General features: G+C 46.0%; 18 protein-coding genes and 1 pseudogene. 6 read left to right on the plus strand and 13 right to left on the minus strand.

What is annotated here, in order from left to right:
- Nucleotides 1–149 precede the first annotated feature (149 nt).
- Nucleotides 150–742 (plus strand): annotated as a pseudogene (locus tag BMX44_RS10990) (DUF2269 family protein).
- A 65-nt stretch (nucleotides 743–807) separates the two neighbouring features.
- On the opposite strand, the gene BMX44_RS10995 reads toward BMX44_RS10990, so the two are convergent.
- From BMX44_RS10995 to BMX44_RS11030, 7 genes are all read right to left on the minus strand, one after another.
- Complete coding sequence (locus BMX44_RS10995; RefSeq protein ID WP_090632931.1) at nucleotides 808–1,719, minus strand: FAD:protein FMN transferase; 912 nt, start codon at nucleotides 1,717–1,719, stop codon at nucleotides 808–810.
- Between the two features lie 61 nt (nucleotides 1,720–1,780).
- A complete protein-coding gene (locus tag BMX44_RS11000; RefSeq protein ID WP_090632933.1) occupies nucleotides 1,781–4,540 on the minus strand; it encodes a DUF3570 domain-containing protein in 2,760 nt (919 codons plus the stop codon).
- Nucleotides 4,541–4,555: 15 nt separating this feature from the next.
- Nucleotides 4,556–4,735, minus strand: a complete 180-nt coding sequence (locus tag BMX44_RS11005; protein WP_245738909.1) for a DUF4266 domain-containing protein — start codon at nucleotides 4,733–4,735, stop codon at nucleotides 4,556–4,558.
- 58 nt (nucleotides 4,736–4,793) lie between these two features.
- Nucleotides 4,794–5,336, minus strand: coding sequence for a TlpA disulfide reductase family protein (locus BMX44_RS11010; protein WP_245738910.1), 543 nt, complete (start codon nucleotides 5,334–5,336; stop codon nucleotides 4,794–4,796).
- A gap of 55 nt (nucleotides 5,337–5,391) precedes the next feature.
- Nucleotides 5,392–5,853: a hypothetical protein gene (locus BMX44_RS11015; protein ID WP_143056928.1), complete on the minus strand. Its 462-nt coding sequence runs from the start codon at nucleotides 5,851–5,853 to the stop codon at nucleotides 5,392–5,394.
- Between the two features lie 250 nt (nucleotides 5,854–6,103).
- The gene (locus tag BMX44_RS11020) at nucleotides 6,104–6,391 is read right to left on the minus strand and encodes a hypothetical protein (RefSeq protein WP_090632940.1); all 288 of its coding nucleotides are present in this window, start codon (nucleotides 6,389–6,391) and stop codon (nucleotides 6,104–6,106) included.
- A gap of 315 nt (nucleotides 6,392–6,706) precedes the next feature.
- Nucleotides 6,707–7,498: a hypothetical protein gene (locus tag BMX44_RS11030; protein ID WP_090632946.1), complete on the minus strand. Its 792-nt coding sequence runs from the start codon at nucleotides 7,496–7,498 to the stop codon at nucleotides 6,707–6,709.
- A gap of 1,792 nt (nucleotides 7,499–9,290) precedes the next feature.
- Here BMX44_RS11030 and BMX44_RS11040 point away from each other — a divergent pair.
- The 5 genes from BMX44_RS11040 to hemW all read left to right on the plus strand — a co-directional run bounded on the left by BMX44_RS11040 (nucleotide 9,291) and on the right by hemW (nucleotide 15,656).
- The gene (locus BMX44_RS11040) at nucleotides 9,291–9,596 is read left to right on the plus strand and encodes a hypothetical protein (RefSeq protein ID WP_090632951.1); all 306 of its coding nucleotides are present in this window, start codon (nucleotides 9,291–9,293) and stop codon (nucleotides 9,594–9,596) included.
- Nucleotides 9,597–9,638: 42 nt separating this feature from the next.
- A complete protein-coding gene (locus BMX44_RS11045) occupies nucleotides 9,639–10,091 on the plus strand; it encodes a hypothetical protein (protein WP_090632954.1) in 453 nt (150 codons plus the stop codon).
- A 33-nt stretch (nucleotides 10,092–10,124) separates the two neighbouring features.
- The gene (locus BMX44_RS11050; RefSeq protein WP_090632957.1) at nucleotides 10,125–11,675 is read left to right on the plus strand and encodes a fused MFS/spermidine synthase; all 1,551 of its coding nucleotides are present in this window, start codon (nucleotides 10,125–10,127) and stop codon (nucleotides 11,673–11,675) included.
- Between the two features lie 216 nt (nucleotides 11,676–11,891).
- Entirely contained in the window at nucleotides 11,892–14,390 is a 2,499-nt protein-coding gene (locus tag BMX44_RS11055; protein ID WP_090632959.1) for an ABC transporter permease, read from the plus strand.
- 18 nt (nucleotides 14,391–14,408) lie between these two features.
- Nucleotides 14,409–15,656, plus strand: coding sequence for a radical SAM family heme chaperone HemW (gene hemW, locus BMX44_RS11060; protein ID WP_090632982.1), 1,248 nt, complete (start codon nucleotides 14,409–14,411; stop codon nucleotides 15,654–15,656).
- Nucleotides 15,657–15,771: 115 nt separating this feature from the next.
- On the opposite strand, the gene BMX44_RS11065 is transcribed toward hemW, so the two are convergent.
- The 6 genes from BMX44_RS11065 to BMX44_RS16835 all read right to left on the minus strand — a co-directional run.
- A complete protein-coding gene (locus BMX44_RS11065; RefSeq protein WP_090632962.1) occupies nucleotides 15,772–17,943 on the minus strand; it encodes a glutamine synthetase III family protein in 2,172 nt (723 codons plus the stop codon).
- An 801-nt stretch (nucleotides 17,944–18,744) separates the two neighbouring features.
- On the minus strand, nucleotides 18,745–19,194 hold the full coding sequence (locus tag BMX44_RS11070; RefSeq protein WP_090632964.1) for a PAS domain-containing protein: 450 nt from the start codon (nucleotides 19,192–19,194) through the stop codon (nucleotides 18,745–18,747).
- Nucleotides 19,195–19,253: 59 nt separating this feature from the next.
- Nucleotides 19,254–19,388 carry a hypothetical protein gene (locus BMX44_RS17435; protein WP_281246249.1) on the minus strand — a complete coding sequence of 45 codons (135 nt, stop codon included), beginning with the start codon at nucleotides 19,386–19,388 and terminating at the stop codon, nucleotides 19,254–19,256.
- Between the two features lie 1,254 nt (nucleotides 19,389–20,642).
- On the minus strand, nucleotides 20,643–20,837 hold the full coding sequence (locus BMX44_RS11080; RefSeq protein ID WP_090632968.1) for a hypothetical protein: 195 nt from the start codon (nucleotides 20,835–20,837) through the stop codon (nucleotides 20,643–20,645).
- A 34-nt stretch (nucleotides 20,838–20,871) separates the two neighbouring features.
- Nucleotides 20,872–21,333, minus strand: a complete 462-nt coding sequence (locus BMX44_RS11085) for a DUF4376 domain-containing protein (RefSeq protein WP_090632971.1) — start codon at nucleotides 21,331–21,333, stop codon at nucleotides 20,872–20,874.
- A 6-nt stretch (nucleotides 21,334–21,339) separates the two neighbouring features.
- Nucleotides 21,340–21,972: hypothetical protein (locus BMX44_RS16835; RefSeq protein ID WP_177167733.1), on the minus strand; the 633-nt coding region annotated here is incomplete at its 5' end.

The raw sequence follows: 21,972 nt of genomic DNA on the forward strand, positions 1-21,972 counted from the left end.
TGTAGCCTAAAGTACCTAGATCACTCTGTATTGTTTTTTGCTAAAAGTGTTATAAACAGTGATCAATAGGCTTAAACTGATGCATGAACGTCGTCAAGCATGATTAAAGCGCAAGAGCTAAATCATTTATTCATATACACTATTAAAAAATGATTTATGAATTACTTAAACTGGCACATATCATCGGCGCCATTCTGATTGGCGGCGGTTTAATCGGCGTATGGATACACGATATGCGATCGCGCCAATCCAGCGAATTGGTCCGTTTTTCGGAATCCGTACGCAACATCGCATATTTTACGATGCAGTAGTCGTACCGGGCGCAGTTATGTTGCTCATTTCGGGCAGCTGGTTGATCGCTGTTTTCCATGACGGCTGGAGCTTCATTCATACTCCATGGCTTGCCGGCATGGTGCTTCTATTCATCTTTGAATTTATTGAAGGCAACACAGTGATTCGCATTTATTTTGTCCGGTTAAACCGCCTGGCAGAGAAAGCCTTGCAAACAGCTAAGTTCACACCGGAACTGAGGCGGACCCGCGCACAAAACATCCCAACATTTACACATTTTCTTGATTTGCCGATCCTGCTCCTGATTGTCATGCTTGGCGTACTTAAACCGGATAACTGGCTGCTGCTGATCTATGGCACGATCTTTGCTATTGTCACTGCGGCGGCTTTAATGCTGCTGGTTACCCGTTTATATCCACATTATGAACAAAATTATAATACTGGGAGGTGAATGTTTCTAACCATGTACGTATTGATGCATCATCACTTCAACGCCGCCTGCATCGTCTTTACACGTCACTCGGCATCTAGCAAAGAACCGCCCGTCCCCCCTTTGGTATCTATCCATAAATGCGGCAATCCAAGATCTCGCAGCCAGTCCGCCCCCAGCGCTTCCTTCAACATCCCGATGGTCGACGCGCTGCCTGCAACGACACAGAATTCTCCCACGACGCTGACCGCAGCCATATGACTGACAGGCCATCCTGTTTTTGGGTTGAGCACATGGCCATAACGTCTGCCGTTGATAGTGATACATCGCTCGTAATCGCCGCTGCTGGCCAGTGCACCGGACTGGAGCAACAAGATTTTCAGTGCCACATCGGGATTGCGTGGATGCTGAATTGCAATTCGCCATGGACTACCGTCCGGATGAGGACCGATAATCTTGATGTCTCCACCTAAATTGACGACACCATGTTCGATGCCAGCTTCAAAACACAGTGCAGCAGCCCTATCAACAGCGTATTCCTTGACTACACCGCCAAAATCGATTTCCATTCCTGGCACACCAAACGATAAAACCGGACGTTCCCATTTTAACCGGTGCCAGCCAATTCTTTTCTTTATCTGGTCTATTTCTGCATTTGTCGGCAACTGGTTGGATTTAAAATCCCATACCTGGCGTAATATGCCCGAAGTAATATCAAAAAGCCCACCACTCTGCTGGTAACACGTTGCAGCGTAATCCAGCAAACCGGCCGTTTCGTCGTCGACAGAAATACTGCCGGCTTTTGCAGCTACCCGATTGATTTTTGATAAAAAACTGTCTGCACGATAGCGGGAATACAGTGATTCAAGCCGGCTGATATCTGCTATGGCTGCTTCGGCAGCATTCTGCCCCTTTTTTTTACTTTTTGCATACAACTGAATCGAACAAGGGGAACCCATTGCCTTGAAACTGAACGGATAATATTTTAGTCGCGTCATAGCTATTTATCGCACTGTTCGGCGTACCCATCAACACACTGTGGCAAGCACCGCCCAAAGGTCAGAACCGGTAACTCCATGACGCTGTCAGTGCGCCCTTGCGATCCAGTTGAAACCCGTTGACATCCGTGTGCACGGGCTGTAACCATTCAAAGCCGAAGTGATGCCCTGCAAACCGGCCATCGGGTATAACAGCATTTACACCAAATCCGACATTCCAAAACTGTCCGCCATAATTGGCTGGAAAATCCATAGGACCGATGCGCGCATTTAATATGTTAAAATCACCGTGGATCCGGTCTTGTAATGTATACAAGCCCCTAACAGAAGCAGTCAGCCACGACGTCAGATCAAATCCGCCCCATGCCGTCGCCTGAAAAAGATCGCCGAGGCGATATCCCGATTCGTTCCGGTTCTCCATACGTTTGATACCGCTGACCTGAGCACCCCAGTTCCAGCGATTATATTCACCTGTATAGGTCAGACTAGGGACAAAGTCCCAAGTACCGCTGCCCAGTTGCATACCAAAATGTATCGCTCCACCATCGACCCTGAAAACCCGCCGTATCTGCAAGTCGGTTTTTCCCGTTGGCGCGCTGATTCCCAGGCCCGCGTGAACACGGTGACCCTGCCTTTCATACAATTTGATCAATGATGCAATCAATGTGTCGCCTATTACGCCAGTCGTATGGCCGCCAAAATGCTGATGTTCACCCGGCTCAGGGGGCGGTCTGCCTTCGAGCTCTTGCAGATGCATTTCCATATCCATGAAACGCGGCATCAGCATCAGATTGAGCCAGCGGGTCGGCGCATACATGATGTCCAGCATATGCATACGCATGTCCATCTCCGCAGGCTTGAAGGTGCATAAAATTTCAGAACTGCAGCCCTCGCTGACAATAGTCGGATCGCTGACAGTGTTGCTGCCGTGCAGCATGTTGCCCCCCATGCGACTGTACATAAAATTGTACCCCACCATGAATTCACCCGGATTGTCCAGCATGTGTGCAAACATCAGGCCGGCCGGCTGAAGATGATGACGGCTATGTTTGTGGGAGTTATCTTTACCGGTATGTGCATGGTGGTGCGCATGACCGCTTGAGCCCGGCAGGCTCATAATCCCGGGATTAATTGTCAATGCAGCATTCGCGACATAATAGTTAAAATCTGCAAAGCTGTTGCCGCCATCGCTACCCAGCTTCATTGAACTGGCTCGCGTGTAATACTCGAACCCGGCCTCCAGAGCAATACCCTTGGCAAACTCTTTACGCAGCGTAACACCGCCGCTCAATGCGCCAAACCCCGCCAGCCGGTGATCGCTGGAAAAATCACCCGGCAGTTTGCCGGCATCGAAAGGGATTGTTTTGGGTTGCACATCCGAAACGTTAACAATATTGCCTTCGCTGTCCAGTAAATTGAAGTTCTCGTCCCTGACATATTCAATATCAGGATTAGTACTGTCAACCCAGATATCCCTGCCCAGACTATCTACTGCCTGAGTGGAAAAATTTTGTTGCGTAATCAGATAAGGTTGATAGAAATCAGCAGAATCCTGCGAGTAATATCGAATTCTTGGCGTTAACGTCCAGCCGCCCGGTAACGGTTGAATCCAGTTTGCACTGAATGTATTGGTATTGATTCCCCAGTCATCGGTAGAGAACCGATAATTCAAATGAAGCGCGGCATCCAGTGGGCTGATGTGCTGAATATATTTTGTGCTGAAAGCAAACTGGTTGCGCTGACCGGGACGCTGTTCAAGCAAGGCGCGTACGTCACCCAGTATCGGTGTTGTCTGGCCGTTGTTCAACACCTCCGGATCGACAAATATTACCGTTACCGCTTTATAAGGGTTTTCCAGATAACCATTACTGTGCGTGTAACCCAAATTGGCGTCAACCAACGAATGCTTTGTGAGAACCTGGGTGACACCGATATTTGCCGCCCAGTCCTGGCGTTCAGCACGCAAAATCTCCGCACCATCTTCCCGGCGCTGGATCTGATCGCTGAAAGCCGTCTTGGTCAGATACGGCGAGGCGTCATGGTCGAGAATAGCACTGATATTGCTGCTGGTATAACCGGCGCCGAATTTGACACTGGTCAGTTTCTGATTGAAATCCAGCCTGCCGCCGAGGTTGCCAAAGCTGGATTTGTAATCGTTCTCCAGTGAAAAACCCGCGCTGGCATTGATTTCAGCCTCGTCCCATTCGTAGCCCATCCTGAAATTGGCCTGGTTTCGTGTTTCTGGTGACGCTGTAGCAAGCACCAACACAGAGCGGGTATCCTGCATGCCTGTATCGCGCTGAAGAGGATTCAAATTCCGGTCAAGGAGCACTCCCTCCGATGGATTCATGAGAGGCGATGCCCCTGCAACAACAGCGCCCGACGAAGTATTTCTACGTATCGGGCTATAAGGATTGGCTGCTAATGGCGAAGTGACAATCGGTGTTGCGCCGGACCAGATGTCCTGTGTGTAACTAAACGCGAATTTGGCACGGTCAGTCAGGGTAAACAAGCCACTGCCGTGCAGGACATCCGCACGAATCGGATTCTGACTGTTTGGTATGCCAAACAGATTGCGCTTGCTTTCCTGATAGCGGCTAAATTGAAAATTAATATGATCACCATCTGCTGCCTGTGCAGACGGTAGCAACAGACCCGGTAGCATGACTGCAGCCGAAGTCAGCGCCTGCAACGCTTTGCTTGAACCGACAGCCGCTACTGAAGAGCCAGGTTGCCTTCCACCGGAAACTGGTTTGTTGCTGGCAATCGATTTAACTACACGCTTCAGGCTTATTTTTGGCTTATTGTTTTTTTTGGCCATTTAAATCGGAAATACTCAATAGCATCCGCAACCTCCGCCACCATCGGAGGAATGGGTACTGGCAGCAGCTTCCCGACTTGAATAATTATGCAGTTGAATGTGATTTTGTAATGGATACGGATCAACAGCCATTTGATGCTTGGCAAGATGTCCGCGTTCCCATACCGGCACTTGCGCACAGCCCGATGCCAACACGCACGTAACTGATGTTAATAGAATTATAATAAACTGTTTTATCTTCATGATTGGGCCATCAGGGCTGATGCTTTAAAAGCTGTTCAACGATTATCCGGATTTTATCCGTTTCTCCTGAGCGAAAACCGCGATGAATATAACGTACAATACCTTCGCGGTCGATCAGGTACGATGAAGGCATTGCAATCACGTCGAAATTTTTTGCGCATTGCCTAGTGGGATCCGCTGCAATGGTAAAATCTGCGCCATATTTATTTAGAAACACATCGGCGTCTGCGGTTTTTTCATCTAGATTCACTCCGATAATTCGCAATCCTTGTTCGCTAAATTCATGATGCAACTGGTTCAAAAACGGAAAAGATTCAACGCATGGCGGACACCAGGATGCCCAGAAATCCAGATACACAACTTCGCCTTTTAATGCCTGCACATTTCCAAACGGTTCCCCTTCGAGTGTTGTAAGTTCGCATGAGGGCGACATCTCGTTGGCAAGCTGTGCAGCTACCGCTCCTGTCGCCATAAAAACGCAGGAAAACAAAATCGTCATGATGAGAATAATCATTGTGTCCACGACCTGGGTTACTGTTTTCACCACAGACATTTTCAGGTTCTCAATTAAACGAATAAGGCAAACGGGCCACCAATAATTCATATATTTAATTAAATTGAGATATTGATATCTCTGTTCCTGTATGTATGTTGTCGACCGTTTGACAGTGCCACTCGGCATCAACCGAGCGCGCGCCGGCATCTGTTTTGGTGATGATCATATAATAAACGCCGGGGCCGCCGTGTAGCGTTACATATGGACTGTAGTCCGCATCGCCGGAAACAGTATCGGTGATACTGATTGCTTTATTACCTTTGAAAAGCTGTAAATTGACGAGCAATCCCGGCACCGGCGGTGAATTATCACGTACGCGGGCAATCAGATTTTCTGCGGGTCCGTTATCGTCATCAAAACAGGAAACCAGCACCACGGCGGTAAACGTCCGGGACACGCCCGCGGCATCCAATGTTGCGCCACCACCATGCGCGCTGCTGCTTGCTGCATGAACCAGTAAATATAGCGTCAAATAAAGTCTGATTGAAAATTTAGAAATAAATCGATTCTGCATTGCAAACTCCATCTGCTGCCGTTACAGCCGTGTGGCCATATCGATTTGTATTGTTGCAAATCAACAAAAACGGCATGGTTTAATAATTAATACCGATTATCCTTATCAATCGTTTGGATAGCAATGCGACAAAATGTCGCACCCGAAATAACCTTATGAATATAGGCGATATCTATCAATGTGATCGGTTTCAGGATTTTTATAAGTGATCTATCAGCGTAGTAGCCGCTTATGGCAACGGCTACACTTGCTATCCGTCAAGCTTGATTGACATATCATAATTGATCTGGGCCGCTGAACGTTTCAATTCAACTGCAACGCCTTTTGCACAATCTTCGGGCAGCGGATTATTTGCCAGGTCACGATTGATGGTGAATGAAGCCGGACCGGGATCGGTTCCAGCATTAACAGCGAAAAGCAGGTCGCGATCATATGGTGTGCCAATGCCTGTATGTGTCCATAATTCAACTGTGTCTTCCCCGAATTCATTTACGTCAGTGATCTCACAATTATCTTCAATGGAAATGTAAATCTTCACATTTACAACGCAGAATAACGGTTCAATGCTTGCAGCAGTCAGTCTGCATCATATTTACATGTACTGCGCGTACAGCGTCAAACTGAACAGCTGGACACTTATCAGTGCGTCGTGCGGGTTATTCATGAAAGCATCTGGACTGTGTTGCTGCGTACACTTACAGCCAGCATCAGGGTATATACCGCAAAGTGCAGCGCGACAAAATATCGCATTTGAAAATTACATGCTTCTGAAAACGACAATGGCCACCTGAATTATCAGGCAGCCATTTTTGGTACCACTAATTTTCAGCCGGTTCTCTACCGGCAACGGGAATTAAGGCAGCGGCCAGACCTGTTGACCGTCTATTTTGACTGGCATGTCGCGGTTCACTTGTTCCGCTGACGGTATGATCCGTACAGCAAGGCCTTCTCCACAGCTTTCGGGCAACGGATTGTTCTCGAGATCACGCTCAATTGTATATGTGGCAGGATAACTCCATGATGGTGCGTCAAATGAAGATCCGACATCGGGGGCAGTCCAGAAATCAACGTTTGGATTATCAGAGTCCGAGCTGTCGATTTCCGCCATTGTTGTCAGATTACAGACATTGGCGATCGCAGGAACCAGAACTACTTTATTTGCGCAGGAATCCGGCTGAATGGCAACCGCTGTTATTTTGAACGGTAATTGAGCGACCCAGTTGCTTGGCGGTAGTTCTCCGCCTGCTGCCCAGAAACCCAGCGGGTTACCCAGAGGATCGTTTATAAGATCCTGCATCTCAAACACATCCCGGCTCTTGATCAATCGAATAAAAGGTGGATTAACGATATAGTTCAGCGCGTTTGCACCTTCGGGTGTTTCGAATGTTTGGAAATTATCAGTGGAAGTCTGTACGAGTGGTGCTGTGTTGGTGTCCGGCAGAAAAAAAACATTACCGATTACAGAATTATCGCCACAGCCATGCGGTATGTTTATTGCAGTTTGTGACGTACCATGCGACGACGAACTTTCTACCGTGCTGGTAACAGTCAGACGGGTATGTGCCAGTGCGTTCTGACTGGCAACTGCCAGCAGAGCGGTTGAAGCAATTGACGCCGTTAACAGGCTTTTATTCAGTTTCATCATTTTTTTTCTCTCTCCCATAAAAGTGAGGGTCAGTTATCGTGATAACCCGGTCATCTCTTCATTGTTTGTATGTTGGTTAAGCTTGAAAATATTTTTGCTGTGGCTTTACATGGCATGTGTGCAACCATGCACTTGTATCATTGAGTTGCAGCAACAACAGCTATTTTTAGTTTTATATAAAGCTTATGTAAAAGCAATGCGACATATTGTCGCACCCGCTAGTTTTCGATCTTTTCGACTTTGAATCAGACACTTCTGCCAGACGCTGGAAAGGCAGTTGCCAGCAGCACTGTCATCGTGACCGGCGATACAACAATACAACTATAAACCGGTGGCAATCGACTTCAGCATTCTGCAGGCAACCAACCTTAGAGAGAGAGCTGTAAACATATTAATTCGAACGAAACACAAATAAATGCATGTGGTCTGCTGATGCGTTTCCTGTCGAACTCGTTTTACTATGGCGCAAAAAAGAAGAAAAAACAATGTGACATAGTGTCGCACTTACGCTTACTGATTGAATAAAAACGACGCACGACTGACAATACAAATGGAACTGGAACAAACAATGCTCATAACGAGGGTGGAAACGGCGTAGACAGGCACTCGAGGCCCGGATTTGATCCCGCTCACGATAGAGGGCTATCCAAAAAATTAAACTGGATCTACCGTTAATCTTATGCCCTGCCCCGCACCGCTTCCATGGAGGATGAGTACAATAAACAGCAATACATAAGGATCAGCAATATCATTCGATCATCGATTCGGAACTCCATCGACCGACCGGTTATCGTCTGTTGTTTCTGATCCTTTTTTTACTATTACCGAAAATAACCTGTTTATCAATGTGACATTTTGCCGCACCGGGCAGAATGTACATTTTCAGGCTGGGCTGGGCTGTACATTTCATCCCGCAAGACTGCGTGTAGACCAGTTCGTTTTCTGTCCCGAAGCCCGTACTGCAGAAATGCCTGAAAACTGACTGGTGCGTCATTAGCCTGTCCTGATCAGACATGCCGACGACAGACCGCCATTCATATGAAGTCATGGCACACAGGAGATATAGAATTTGTGGGAGGCTGGTAACGACAATTCGTTTCGAATGCACTTGAATTGTACACTTTGTAAAACAAACCGCCGCCACCAGCACGTCTATGGAGGAAAAGATATGATAAGTTAGACATATCGTCATGTTTCTTTCGAAACAAACATCCAGGGATTAACCAGTTATCAGGGAGCCAGTAAAATAATAATCTGATTACAATCAAACACTGAATGCTTTCCACTATCCCGTAAAAAACCCCAACAATCAATGCGGCATAATGCCGCACGCGACAGATTGCCTCACCTGGGTAAATATGCTTTTTTAGCGGGGTAATATATTTCATCCCGAACAACTTCGTGCAGACCGGTTCGTTTTCTGTCCCGAAAGCCCGTACTGCAGAAATGCCTGAAAACTGACTGGTGGCGTCATTAGCCTGTCCTGATCAGACATGCCGACGACAGACCGCCATTCATATGAAGTCATGGCACACAGGAGATATAGAATTTGTGGGAGGCTGGTAACGACAATTCGTTTCGAATGCACTTGAACTGTACACTTTGTAAAACAAACCGCCGCCACCAGCACGTCTATGGAGGAAAAGATATGATAAGTTAAACATATCGTCATGTTTCTTTCGAAACAAACATCCAGAGATTAACCAGTTATCAGGGAGCCAGTAAAACAATAATCTGATTACAGTTAAACACTGAATGCTTTCCACTATCCCGTAAAAAGCCCCAACAATCAATGCGGCATAATGCCGCACGCGACAGACAATCAATGCGGCATAATGCCGCACGCGACAGATTGTCTCACCCGATCTGGCAGGTGCGACAATATGTCGCATTCTCAGAAGTATATCCGTTGATTACAATGGTACAGGATGAAACGTTGCGCCCTGCAAAACTGTATACGCACTATCAAGCTTTTTTCAATGATCTGTTTTTGAACAAATCAGACACCGAAGCCGAGTACCGAAGCACTGGAAGATACCGTTTCTTTTTTCGAGGCTACAGGTCACTGACCGAGCGTAACGAGGTTCTCGTCAAATAGCATGCGCGCAGTTCGAATGCTACGAATTTCTGCTATAACATTATGTTATATAATAATAAATATAATTTGTCTCACAGTACACAACACACTGCTATCGCAGCAAAATATTCCTTTCAGTATGTGTTTTTTTTTGTAACCGCAAATTTGCTGATTTATCTGTTTAAAATTCAGGAAGCTGCAGCCCACTTTAATTCCCCCAATAATACGAAGCAGTGTCGACTACTGGTTGCTGATCGCCTGTTTGACGGATTTGAACTGCATACCGATGCAGTCGTATTGATTGGAGCAAACAATGTTGTTCAAGTTGGTTCACTGAATCCGTTGAATCACCAGCGCAGACACATGCAGAACCTGAGTGACTCAACCATTCTCTTCGGTTTTATTGAATCAGACGTTCATACTACGTTCCAACAGACACCCATTGAAAACGTGCTAAGGCACGGTATCGCCACAATCAGGGATGTCGTCGTGGACCGATTTGAAAGTGACAATTGAAATAAATATCGTGATGACGATCATAATTAATCAATGAAACAATCTATACATAATTTTACCAACCGTGCCTGGCTGTACTGTACCGTATTCTTAACCGGCGCTGCTGTCATGGTCATTGAACTGCTTGGCACACGCCTGATTGCACCATTTTACGGTGCAAGCCTTTACGTCTGGACATCGGTTATCTCAGTCACCTTGATTGCACTGGCGCTGGGGTATTTTGTTGGTGGCCGCTGGGCCGACCGTTCGATACGCGTCGGCCTTGCAACCATTATTGCGCTTTCCGGTTTTCTGACATTACTGGTACCCTGGCTGACAGCACCCGTGCTGTTAATGACCGATCCCATGGGTCTCCGCATGGGAACATTTATCAGCACACTGATCCTGTTTACACCGTCACTGTTTATGCTTGGAATGGTTGGTCCGTTTGCCGTAAAGCTTGCAACATCCAGTCTGGACGGCGTAGGCACCAGTACCGGATCAATTTATGCCGTGAGCACCGTAGGTAGCGTTATCGGCACGCTGTTTCTTGGTTTTTATCTGTTTCCGCAGGTCGGTTCGCGTGAAATTTTTGTCGGCCTTGGCCTCGGCCTGCTGGTGCTGGCATTCGGCGTGGCTTATTTTGAGCGCAAACAGATAAAACTTGCAGTTTCGTTACCTGCTGTGGCTGTGTTGTTTACCGTCAGTATTCTTTTGTTACCCTTGGTTACAGACTCCAGCAAACATACTGCCGGAGACAGTAACTATCAAACGCGGTTCGAACGAGAAAGCCTGTACGGATGGGTCCGCGTTGTTGACAATGACAAGGAAAATTTCCGTTTATTGATGATGGACGCCTCAACTATCGGTGCCGCCAGTATCAGTCATGGTGAAAATGCTCTGTCTTACCAGGAAGTTGTTACTCACCTTCCCATACTCGCGCCAGGAATGCAACATGCGCTGCTGATCGGACAAGGTGCCGGTCATATGGCGATGGCACTCAAACAGTTCGGCATAGAAACCGATACGTTGGAAATCGATCCGGTCGTGGCAGAGGCGGCTCGTGCTTATTTTGACTTCACGCCAACAGGGAAAACCATCATCGGTGACGCACGGTATAAAATACGCAAACTGAAAGGCCCCTACGATCTGATTATCATGGATGTATTCACGGGTGGTTCAGAGCCTGTTCATCTGTTGACTGTCGAGTCCATTCGTCAGCTGCAGTCGCTGCTTTCAGACAATGGTATCGTCGCTTTGAATTTCGTTGCTTTTTATGAAAACGGACGCAATACGGCACTGGCTTCTGTTGCTAAAACACTAGCACTGGTTTTTCCACATCAGATCGCATTGATATCCGAGCCAGACAGAGAATTCAATGACTTCATTTTTGTTGCATCCAACCAGCCTGTCAATATCAACGCCAACCACCTGAATCCGCTACTGCGTCAGTGGTTCAAGCAGCGTTTGATTGTACCGGACCAAACACAGGGCGTTATTCTTACAGACAACCTGAATCCCCTGGAATCGATGCAAACCAGGAAAGCCGAGCAATATCGTTCAATGATGGTTGATTTTTTCGGCCTGAACCAGTTTATTCGTTAAGACCATACATATAACTCATATCGATACAGAGTCATTCCCACCGGCAAGGTTAAAAAATCAAGTACAATCAGACGCAATTAAAACGACTGAAATTTCTGATCGATAATCTACATCGACCGGATTCTGAAACCAAACCGGGGCTGGGCGTATCAAAACAGCATAATCAATCCGGTACGAACCAGTCATTACGACTGACCGTTTTTTGTTATTTTATATATGCGATATCTGAAATTATCCATACTCATGCTGCGGCGTGACTGGCGTGCGGGTGAGCTGTATGTGCTGATGCTCGCGCTCATTATTGCTGTCAGCGGCATGACCACTGTTGCATTTTTTGCAGACCGTGTTGACAAAACTCTGTCCCAGGAAAGCAATCAATTGCTCGGCGCCGATTTGTTGATCATTTCATCGCGTCCACTATCCGGCCGCTACGCGGAAGAAGCGCAGCGACGCGGTCTGAAGACTGCCAGCATCACTCAGTTTCCGAGTATGGTATCGAACGGGGATGCCAACCAGTTGGTCCAGGTCAAGGCTGTTACCGAAGGCTACCCCTTACGCGGAAAACTATATCTAGCAGGCACCTCCGACAATCCCGAAAACCGTGTGGCCACCCGCATTCCCGAACAGGGAACGCTGTGGATCGACGAAAAATTGCTGGCATACATGGATCTCAGGCGTGGCGATCAGCTCGAAATTGGCGCTACACAGCTGACGGCAGCGGCGCTTATTATGCGCGAGCCTGATCATTCAGTGGGATTTATTCAAATGGCCCCGCGGGTAATGATCAATGCAGCGGATTTGTCCGCTACCGGACTGATACAGGAAGGCAGCCGTATAACCTATCAGCTTCTGATCGCCGGCGAGTTTTCTGCTGTCGAAGCGTACCGCAGCTGGGCAGAAAAACAGATTAAATCTGTTGAACGAATTGAAGGTATTCGCGATGCAAGACCGGAAATTAAATCGGCGCTTGAACGCGCGGAAAAATTTTTAAACCTTGCGGCATTGATCAGCGTGGTACTGGCAGCCGCTGCCATAGCACTGGCTGTCCGCAGGTTCACCCAGCGCCATCTGGATGGTTGCGCCATCATGCGCAGCATGGGCGCAAGCCAGCAAGGTTTGTTCAATCTGTATTTGTTTTATTTTATTACAATGGGTGTAATCGCCAGTCTGATGGGCTGTCTGATCGCCTATGCTGCACAGGAAATACTTACCGCATGGCTTTCCGATCTGACCGATACAGAAATGCCACTGCCAAGCCATCTACCTGCCGTACACGGGTTTCTGGTTTGTATGGTTTTGCTGCTTGGGTTTGCATTACCACCAATATTGAATTTGCGCAGTGTTCCGGCTTTACGCGTTTTGCGCAGAGATATCGGTTTGCCTAACACACACAGCGTGACGGGTTATTTGTTAGGACTGTCTACGCTATCGCTGCTGTTTGTGTGGAAAGCCGGTGATCTGAAGCTCGGCTTGTTTACAATCGCCGGATTTGCAATTGCTGTTGCGGTTTTTGGCCTCATCGGCATGCTGCTGGTCAGGATATTATCCGGTTTGCGCGGCCAGACTGGTGGTGCCTGGCGCTATGGCCTGGCCAATATCCGGCGGCGCGCTATTTCCAGCATAATTCAGGCGGTCTCGCTCGGACTGGGTTTCATGGCGTTACTGGTGCTGACTCTGGTACAGGACGATCTGATTAAAAACTGGAATACGACACTTCCTCCAAATGCACCGAATCATTTTCTGGTCAATATCCAGCCTGATCAGCTAACGTCGCTGGAAAATTTTTTCGAACAGCATACCATCGACACTCCGCCCGTTTTCCCGATGGTTCGGGGACGTTTGGTTGAGATTAACAATAATGAAATCATACCCGAAGATTACTCCGATCCGCACGCAGCCAATCATGTCAGACGCGATTTCAATTTATCCTGGACCGCCGAATTGCCATACGATAACCTGCTTGCCCAGGGTAACTGGTGGGATACGGATCAGCCCCTCGTTGAGCCGGTCCTATCACTTGAAGAAGGTATCGCCCGTACATTGCAGGTTAAACTCGGCGACCAATTGACCTTTGATATCGCCGGCAGCCATTTCTCGGCCACGATTTCCAATTTGCGGAAAGTTGAATGGGATTCCTTTCGTGTTAACTTCTTTGTCGTTACGCCACCTGGTTTTCTGGATGATTATCCGGTGAATTACATCAGCAGTTTTTATGTTCCTCCTGAAGAAGCTAAAACAATGCACGAGCTTGTCAAAGCTTTTCCAAACATACTGGTAATTGACGTAGCAGCAGTCGTAAAACAGGTTCAGGAAATGATTCAGCAGGTATCACGTGCAATTGAATTTGTTTTTTTGTTTACCCTGCTCGCTGGTTTTATAGTACTTTATGCAGCAATTGCCGCCACGCAGGATGAACGTATTTATGAGGCGGCAATATTTCGTACGCTGGGGGCAAAACGCGACCAGCTGACCCGTGCCTGGGCAGCCGAATTTGTCATTCTGGGCGGTCTTGCCGGCATATTTGCATCCGCTGGTGCAAGCTTGCTGGGTTATGCAATCGGCAATCATGTCCTGCATCTTGCCTATTCGTTCAATCCTTGGATCTGGGTCATTGGTATCGCCGCCAGTACTGCTGGTGTATTGGTAGCGGGCATGATAGGCACGCGCTCAACATTGACTACACCACCTTTGCTTACTTTACGCAAGATAGGATAGGCCGGATTCGTGACAACGATCAATTCACAACTGCTGTTACCAGGCAAGCAGGCACCGAAACTCAGTGCGTTACCACCATTGAGCCTGTATATTCATATCCCATGGTGTCTGAAGAAATGCCCATACTGCGATTTCAATTCGCATGCAGTCCGTACCGGAATAGATATCGATGAAAAAAACTATGTTTCAGCACTTATTCGCGACCTCGAATCAGCATTGCCGCATGTTTGGGGGCGGCGTTTAATCAGCGTATTTTTTGGTGGAGGCACGCCGAGTCTGTTTAGCGCCGCATCAATTGATATGCTGCTGACTGCGGTACAGACACTGTTACCATTGGAACCTGGAGCGGAAGTTACCCTGGAAGCCAATCCCGGCACTTTTGAAGCTGAAAAATTCGCAGCATACCGAGATGCCGGTATTAACCGTCTCTCGATCGGTATACAAAGTTTCAATTCCGATCATTTACGGTCACTCGGACGCATTCACGACGGCCAGGATGCGATAAAGGCCATCGAGATGGCACAGAAAAATTTTGACAATATCAACCTGGATCTGATGTACGCACTGCCAGGCCAAAAGCTTAACGAAGCAGGCAATGATATCAAAACCGCCTGCACGTTTGGAGTCCCCCATCTCTCTGCTTATCACCTGACACTGGAACCCAATACATTTTTTCACCGCTTTCCGCCTGTTCTGCCGAGTGACGAACAATCAGCAGCTATGCAGGAACTGATCGAACAAACCCTTGCGGACCATCAATATCTCCATTACGAGACCTCAGCCTTTTCTCAGCGTGGCCGTGCTGCGCAACATAATATGAATTACTGGCTGTTTGGCGATTATCTGGGTATCGGCGCGGGTGCTCACAGTAAAATCAGCTTTGAAACACAGATTATTCGCCAGATGCGATTTAAGCAACCGCAGGAATATACTGAGAAAGCCTCGCTTGCAGGTGCAGGATCCGAAACAACTGTGCAAAGCAGACAAACACTGTCAATCAACGACCGATGTTTTGAGTTTATGATGAACGCGTTACGCCTCACTGGCGGTTTTGAGAGCGCCCTGTTTCAGGAACGCACAGGACTGCCGCTCAACATTATTATGCCACAGTTAGACGAGGCTGAGCGGCGGTGCCTGATCACACGCGACAATCGGCATATCAAACCGACGCATTTGGGCAAACTTTTTTTGAACGATCTGTTGCAGCTGTTTCTAGCGGAATCGCACGAACATCTGCCTGAAACGAAGGGAAATGACGCGGCATGAACGCATCTCAATTCTTATTTAAACTCTATAAATCGACAGCCAATTAAATCCTGCTCAAGATGTTATGAATCAATAGATGCCCTATCATCCGAGTTTGCATTAAGAACAGTAGTGCCTACTTAATAAACAGCATTTCACGATAACTGGGCAGTGGCCATAAATCATCTGGAACGATCTTTTCTAGCTGGTCCGCCACATGGCGGAGGTCTTCCATCGCAGGAATTACCTGATCACGATAATATTGAGCATCCTGTAAAACACTGGCGCTGGTTTCATACGACACAGCCTGCTCCAGCTTGGCAATGCCTTGTTCCAGGGCGCCTGCTAACTCAGTCATTTTACTGAGAGTCTGACTGTTAAATTTTGCCGATGAAACTATGGCAGCCAATTCACCCAGGTAACGATAACCGGCTGGCGCGATTATTTGCTTCGCCATGCTCAGACAAAGGTGCGCTTCCGTGTTGATGTCCTTGCAATAGCGATCCATGTAGATTTCATAACGACTATGAGTTTCCCGTTCACTTAAAACATTGTATTTTTCAAACAACCGGATGTTTTCTTCATCGATTAATTCAGCCAGTGCATCGACTGTAGTCCTCAGATTGGGCAATCCACGTTTTTCAGCTTCTTCATGCCAGGCTTGCGAGTAACCATCACCGTTAAAGATCACTGCCTTGTGCTCTTTAATTACTTTTTGCAATATTTTTTGGACTGCTTCATTGAATTTTACTTGATCTGTATTACTATCACCCAGTTCGTTTTCCAGTGATGTAGCAATAGCATCCAGGCTCTCTGCCACAATGGTATTCAAAACCACCAATGGTCCCGCAATGGATTGATTGGAACCCACCGCCCTAAATTCAAACTTGTCACCGGTGAAGGCAAAAGGGCTGGTACGGTTGCGGTCACCACTATGTTTGGGAAGTGGCGGCAGAGTCCCCACGCCTACGGTCAATGATCCTCCTAACTTCGAACCTTTGATGTCACCCTTTTCAATCTGCTCAAACACATCGGTTAGCATATCACCAAGGAAGATACTGATAATGGCTGGTGGCGCTTCATTGGCGCCCAGGCGATGATCGTTGCCGGCGTGAGCAATAGTCACGCGAAGCAACTTGGAATATTTGTGAACCGCTCGAATCACAGCTGCACAAAAAACCAGAAACTGGGCATTGTCATGCGGAGTTTGACCGGGTTCAAGCAGGTTACCGATACCGCTGCAACTTAACGACCAGTTCAAATGTTTTCCGGAGCCATTGATTCCACGAAAAGGCTTTTCATGCAGCAGACACACCAAATCATACTTTTGAGCTACACGCTGCAGAGTCAGCATGATTAAATGCTGATGATCAGTAGCCACATTTGCGTTTTCATATACGGGTGCGAGTTCATACTGACTGGGTGCCACTTCGTTATGTCGCGTCTTCACCGGCACACCAATTTTGTAAAGTTCATGCTCGGTTTCAAGCATGCAAGCCAGGATGCGCTCGGGTATGGTACCGAAATATTGATCTTCGAATTCCTGACCTTTGGGTGGTTCAGTTCCAAAAAGGGTTCGATTGGCAATATAAAGGTCTGGGCGGGCAAAATAAAAATTACGATCGATCAGAAAATATTCTTGCTCCGCACCCGCTGTGGAAACTACCAAATTTGGATTGTCATGACCAAAAAATTTTAAAACCCGCTGGGCCTGCTTGTTTAATGCCTGCATGGAACGCAACAATGGTGTTTTTTTATCCAGCGCGTCTCCGGTCCAGCTGACAAAACTAGTTGGGATACACAAAGTCTTTCCATTAGGGTTCTCTAAAATATAAGCTGGGCTGGTAACATCCCAGGCAGTGTAGCCACGTGCTTCAAAGGTTGTGCGGATACCACCATGAGGAAAAGAACTGGCATCGGGCTCGCCTTGAATAAGTGCGCTGCCTAAAAACTCGGTAATTGCTATACCCTCACCAACCGGTGCCAGAAAACTGTCATGTTTTTCTGCGGTTAACCCAGTCAATGGGTAAAACACATGAGCGTAATGGGTCGCCCCTTTTTCAATGGCCCAATCCTTCATGACTGCTGCCACTGCATCAGCTACCGAAGGATCAAGTGATTCACCATGTTTGATTGTGCGTTCCAAAGATTTAAAAGCTGACCTGGGAAGGCGTTGTTTCATCACCGTTTCATTAAAAACATTGGTACCGAACAAGTCGTTGATAGGTACTTGTAAAAAGTTGTTCGGTTTGTCGATGCGTTTAAAATGAGCTGCAGCGGAAACAGCTGCCTGACGTACTTGATTCATCGTTGTATACTCCTTGCAGTTCTGTCACATTAACTATAAAGATACATATACCATGTGAACCGATATATCTACTTCTGCTACCAGTCAGATTTTTTTCAGGCCGAAAAATCGTCAAAAAAACGTTACTGCAGCTGCCATGATGCATTTGATCACTTTAACCGATCATACTTTTAAACCCACTGTAGAATCTATAGGAATAAAGGAGCAAATCTTGACTTGTTCATTTTGAACTTGAACATGAAGCGAGCTTATGATTGTAGGATTTCTATATTGTTACTGACAACGAGACGAATAACCACGTTTTAGCTAACAGTCTATATAGTCCCAGCCACAACAATAGCGCTACCATCAGTTACTGCTCACTTGCCAGCATAGATGCTATTTACATACCGCTTAAACCTGTCTCGAGTCTTTCAAATCTACCACATCAGATAATGATGGTGTTTCAACTTAACGATATAATTGTCATCTATAACTCGATCAGTCGTGATCTGGTATCAATTCTTATCGCCTTGACGGCCGCCTGAATATGGTTTTTTTAGAATGATCAATAAACAGCCAATCCTGAAATATCTTCTATTGAAAATGCTCGGCACATTAATGCGAGGCAAAAACTGGATTCATTTCTGCCAACTTTTTCAGTCTGAAGCTTGAGCACACATTGCTATTCCCAGAGCTATAACCAAATGTGGTAAATGTGGTGTATGGAAAATCAAGCGGTTTGCTGTTTTCAACCTCCATTTTTTTAATGCCGTTAACGAACTTTTGCCTTGAATAGCTCCAATGCAGCTAAACAAGACGTTACTCTCCTTCATAATATTTGTAAATCACATTCGAATTTACGGTTGAATCCGGATATATGATGACAGCAATGTTGTGGCGATCGTGCAGATCAATATCATTGAAGAAAAGCTCGCCTGTAAATGTCTTTCCATTTAAACTGCACAGTTTAAACTTGTATCCGATACGAGAGAGAAAATGCAAAACGGTGTTAACACGATCTCTGTTTTTCTCTAGTAATTTAATCTTTCTTAATGTCAATATCACTTCGGAGATATGTAGTTTATGGAGTTGATGGGGCGGAAAATTCAACAACTTTTTCGCTTCCTTATTGACATAAAATATTTTTCCATCCTCTGATAGCATGAGCATTGCAGGTCTGTTACTTGTAATGGTTTGCATACTGCTATAGTCTTTGGTTTGAACTAAGCCATTAATTCTTTCTGCTTTATCAATTGATTGAGTATCCATTGTGCCTTTTCCCTCCTTGCAGCCAACCAATCCTGAAATTCATATCACGACACCAAGCTTTATGCTTCAGCGTTGGAATATGCAGCTCCTTCGATACGATTTAGCAAATCAGCCGCACTCTGTGTGGATTTTGAACAATTGCGTGTATGTGTCGATTCTTCTCGAATCTTGAAAAATAATTCTATGTCTTTCATCTGTATACCTTTTAGTACAGAACTGAATCTGATGAAACCAAAACATAAGAATTTTTATTGACTTTATTCCCCGCGATTTTATCTAGACATTTTGAAAAAAAATATACGTACTAATACTTAGTTCAACCCTGAAAACATTTCTGCTTTTCTGCTGAAAATTTTCAGTGTCAACGCCTTCAAAGGCAAACAAAGAACAATCACCCTTACACAAAAAACTCGAATCCTCGCGCTTCTCACTATTACGTTTGCCTGCCTGTATTTTTTCTTCCGATTTCAAACGATACGACCTATGATCTATATCAGCTGCACAAAATAACAGAATAAAAACCGCAAGTAATGCCATCAATAATCCGGTATGTTTCATATCTACTTTTACACCAATGCATGAAACAACAGATAACCATATGGGAATAATTGTTATTCTCAATTCTAGACGAATTGCTAAACTAACATTATTGAACTTTAAAGTCTACTAATATGTTGACACCCATTAGGAATTGACCTGAAAGCATCTGTTATGCCGATTGAAAATAGACCAAAATTTACGAATCATGCAGGAATTTTGTGCGGAAGAATTTAAGAGGTGACTACACTGAAGAGCAAGCGACAATAATCAAAGCCACCACAGGATCAGTATAACCACTGCACTGGTTTTTCTGGACCCGCAAAGGGCCTCAAAAAGATCAAGCTGAAATGGGTGGATATTGACTATGATGCAAATAGATAAAGATCAGCCAAGCGCAACCATCTGCTGCCAAAAAAGTCAAATCAGCAAAGATTTCTGGATACTGTTACGTAAAAAAACCGAGGAGCGACACAGAAAACCCTACTAAATGCGCTACATCTTTGCATCGATAATGTTATCAGCCAGTGAAAATATGGCCAGGGTGTCTGTACTAATGGAGTACACAAGTAAGTGCGTTAGTTACAGCTATAACATACGCTCGTTGGACTAACAATAATGAGCAACAGGAACCAGAGCAGCCGATATGTTTGGACAGCACGTGTGCAACATACAATAACTATCTGATAATAAACAAATAAATGGCGGAGAAGGCGGGATTCGAACCAGCCATACAGATTATAAATTCATTTTAATTCAGTATGTTACATTTGCTATGTTGCCCGTAAATAGGCATAAATAGGCATGTTTTGGCATAGAATGGGCAACATTTTGGGCAACATTTTTTTGCTCGAAAGATGCTGCCAAAACCTATGGTACCCTCGTCAATGAGGGCACCAAAAATGTTGACGTTATGAATCGAAATCTTGCGGTGATGGCACACCCAATTTATCGTATTCGATCTCTAGTGCCAATGTGCGCAACAAGTAATCATCTTCAGCGGCTTCCCACTCAGAATCAAGCCGTTCCTTCCTAATGGCTGTAATCACTTCGCCACAAACATGAACAAAGAATGTGAAGGCAACCGCGGCAAAAATAATGAACATGCATTTTCTCCTTACTTTGTGTTTACAAACCTTGCTACCAGACTATGGCGTCTACTTCCGGTTTCGTTGTTACCAGCGGGTCCATAATCTGTGCGCGTAAATTTTGTTTTTTGATGTATTGCGTTTGGTAGTGATCGCCCAATTCCAGGATCATTGCCAGCGCATCGGTCAGTGGAATATCGGTATGCACGACGTTATCGTAATCAACGATTACCGGCATTACTGTCTGGCCTTTCAATTCAGCGAGATCGTAGGCAGACTTGAAACGCTGGATGTCAGCTATGTCGCAATCCATCTTGATGCCGGTTTGTGTTGTCACAAAACCAGCCTTAATTTCGGCAAAAAAATCAGTGGTAATGCGCTTTGCAGCCTTCAATTTATAATGATCAATAGGCGTTTCAGGAATTGATTCACTGAATGTTTCGCCTGCCTGTAGATCCGATTCCGATTCAACACGACGCCAGTTAATGCCATCTGCTGCTATTGCGTATCCCATATCTTTCTATATCCTGAATCCTGCTATTCTCCCGGTAAACGTTGTTCCTGCCGTGTTGTGACTTAATGAATAGCCCAACAGACTACCAAGCGTTACCGGGACATAAATAAATTCGATTGAGTCTTTTCTTGTAATTGACTGGTTGTCGCCATTTATTGATGTGATCTGTGCAATGAGTGAGCCGTCATCACCAGTAACAGTCAACGCAGCCTCACCGACCGATCCCTCAAAGCCGACCGATATTACGCATTCTTTTGTAATAACCGGTGGCACAGGTAGATTTGCATTCAATGTATTGGCCGTGGAGATCTGAAATATTTCCCAACCAGTACCGTAGCAGCGAATGTAATTTCCCCTTTGTACAAAACTCTGGAAATTTGAAGCGTACCGGTAAGAACAACCTATCAGTGCCTTGTATGTGTATCCGGATGGTAATGTCGGGTTTGTATTACTAAGTGACAACAACAGTTTTGTATTCACCACGCCATCGGATATAGCCCAAATGAAATACCAGTTAGTAGTCGTCAAAGAACCGGTGTCAAGACCGTTAACACCCGAGGTGGCAGGGTTAAGCGTTTCCGATACGCCAGTAGCCAGGAATGACGAACCAATCGCGTTTTTAAGCACGATTTCGTCAGC

The organism is Nitrosomonas marina, assembly GCF_900110145.1.
GTDB classification, from domain to species: Bacteria; Pseudomonadota; Gammaproteobacteria; order Burkholderiales; family Nitrosomonadaceae; genus Nitrosomonas; species Nitrosomonas marina.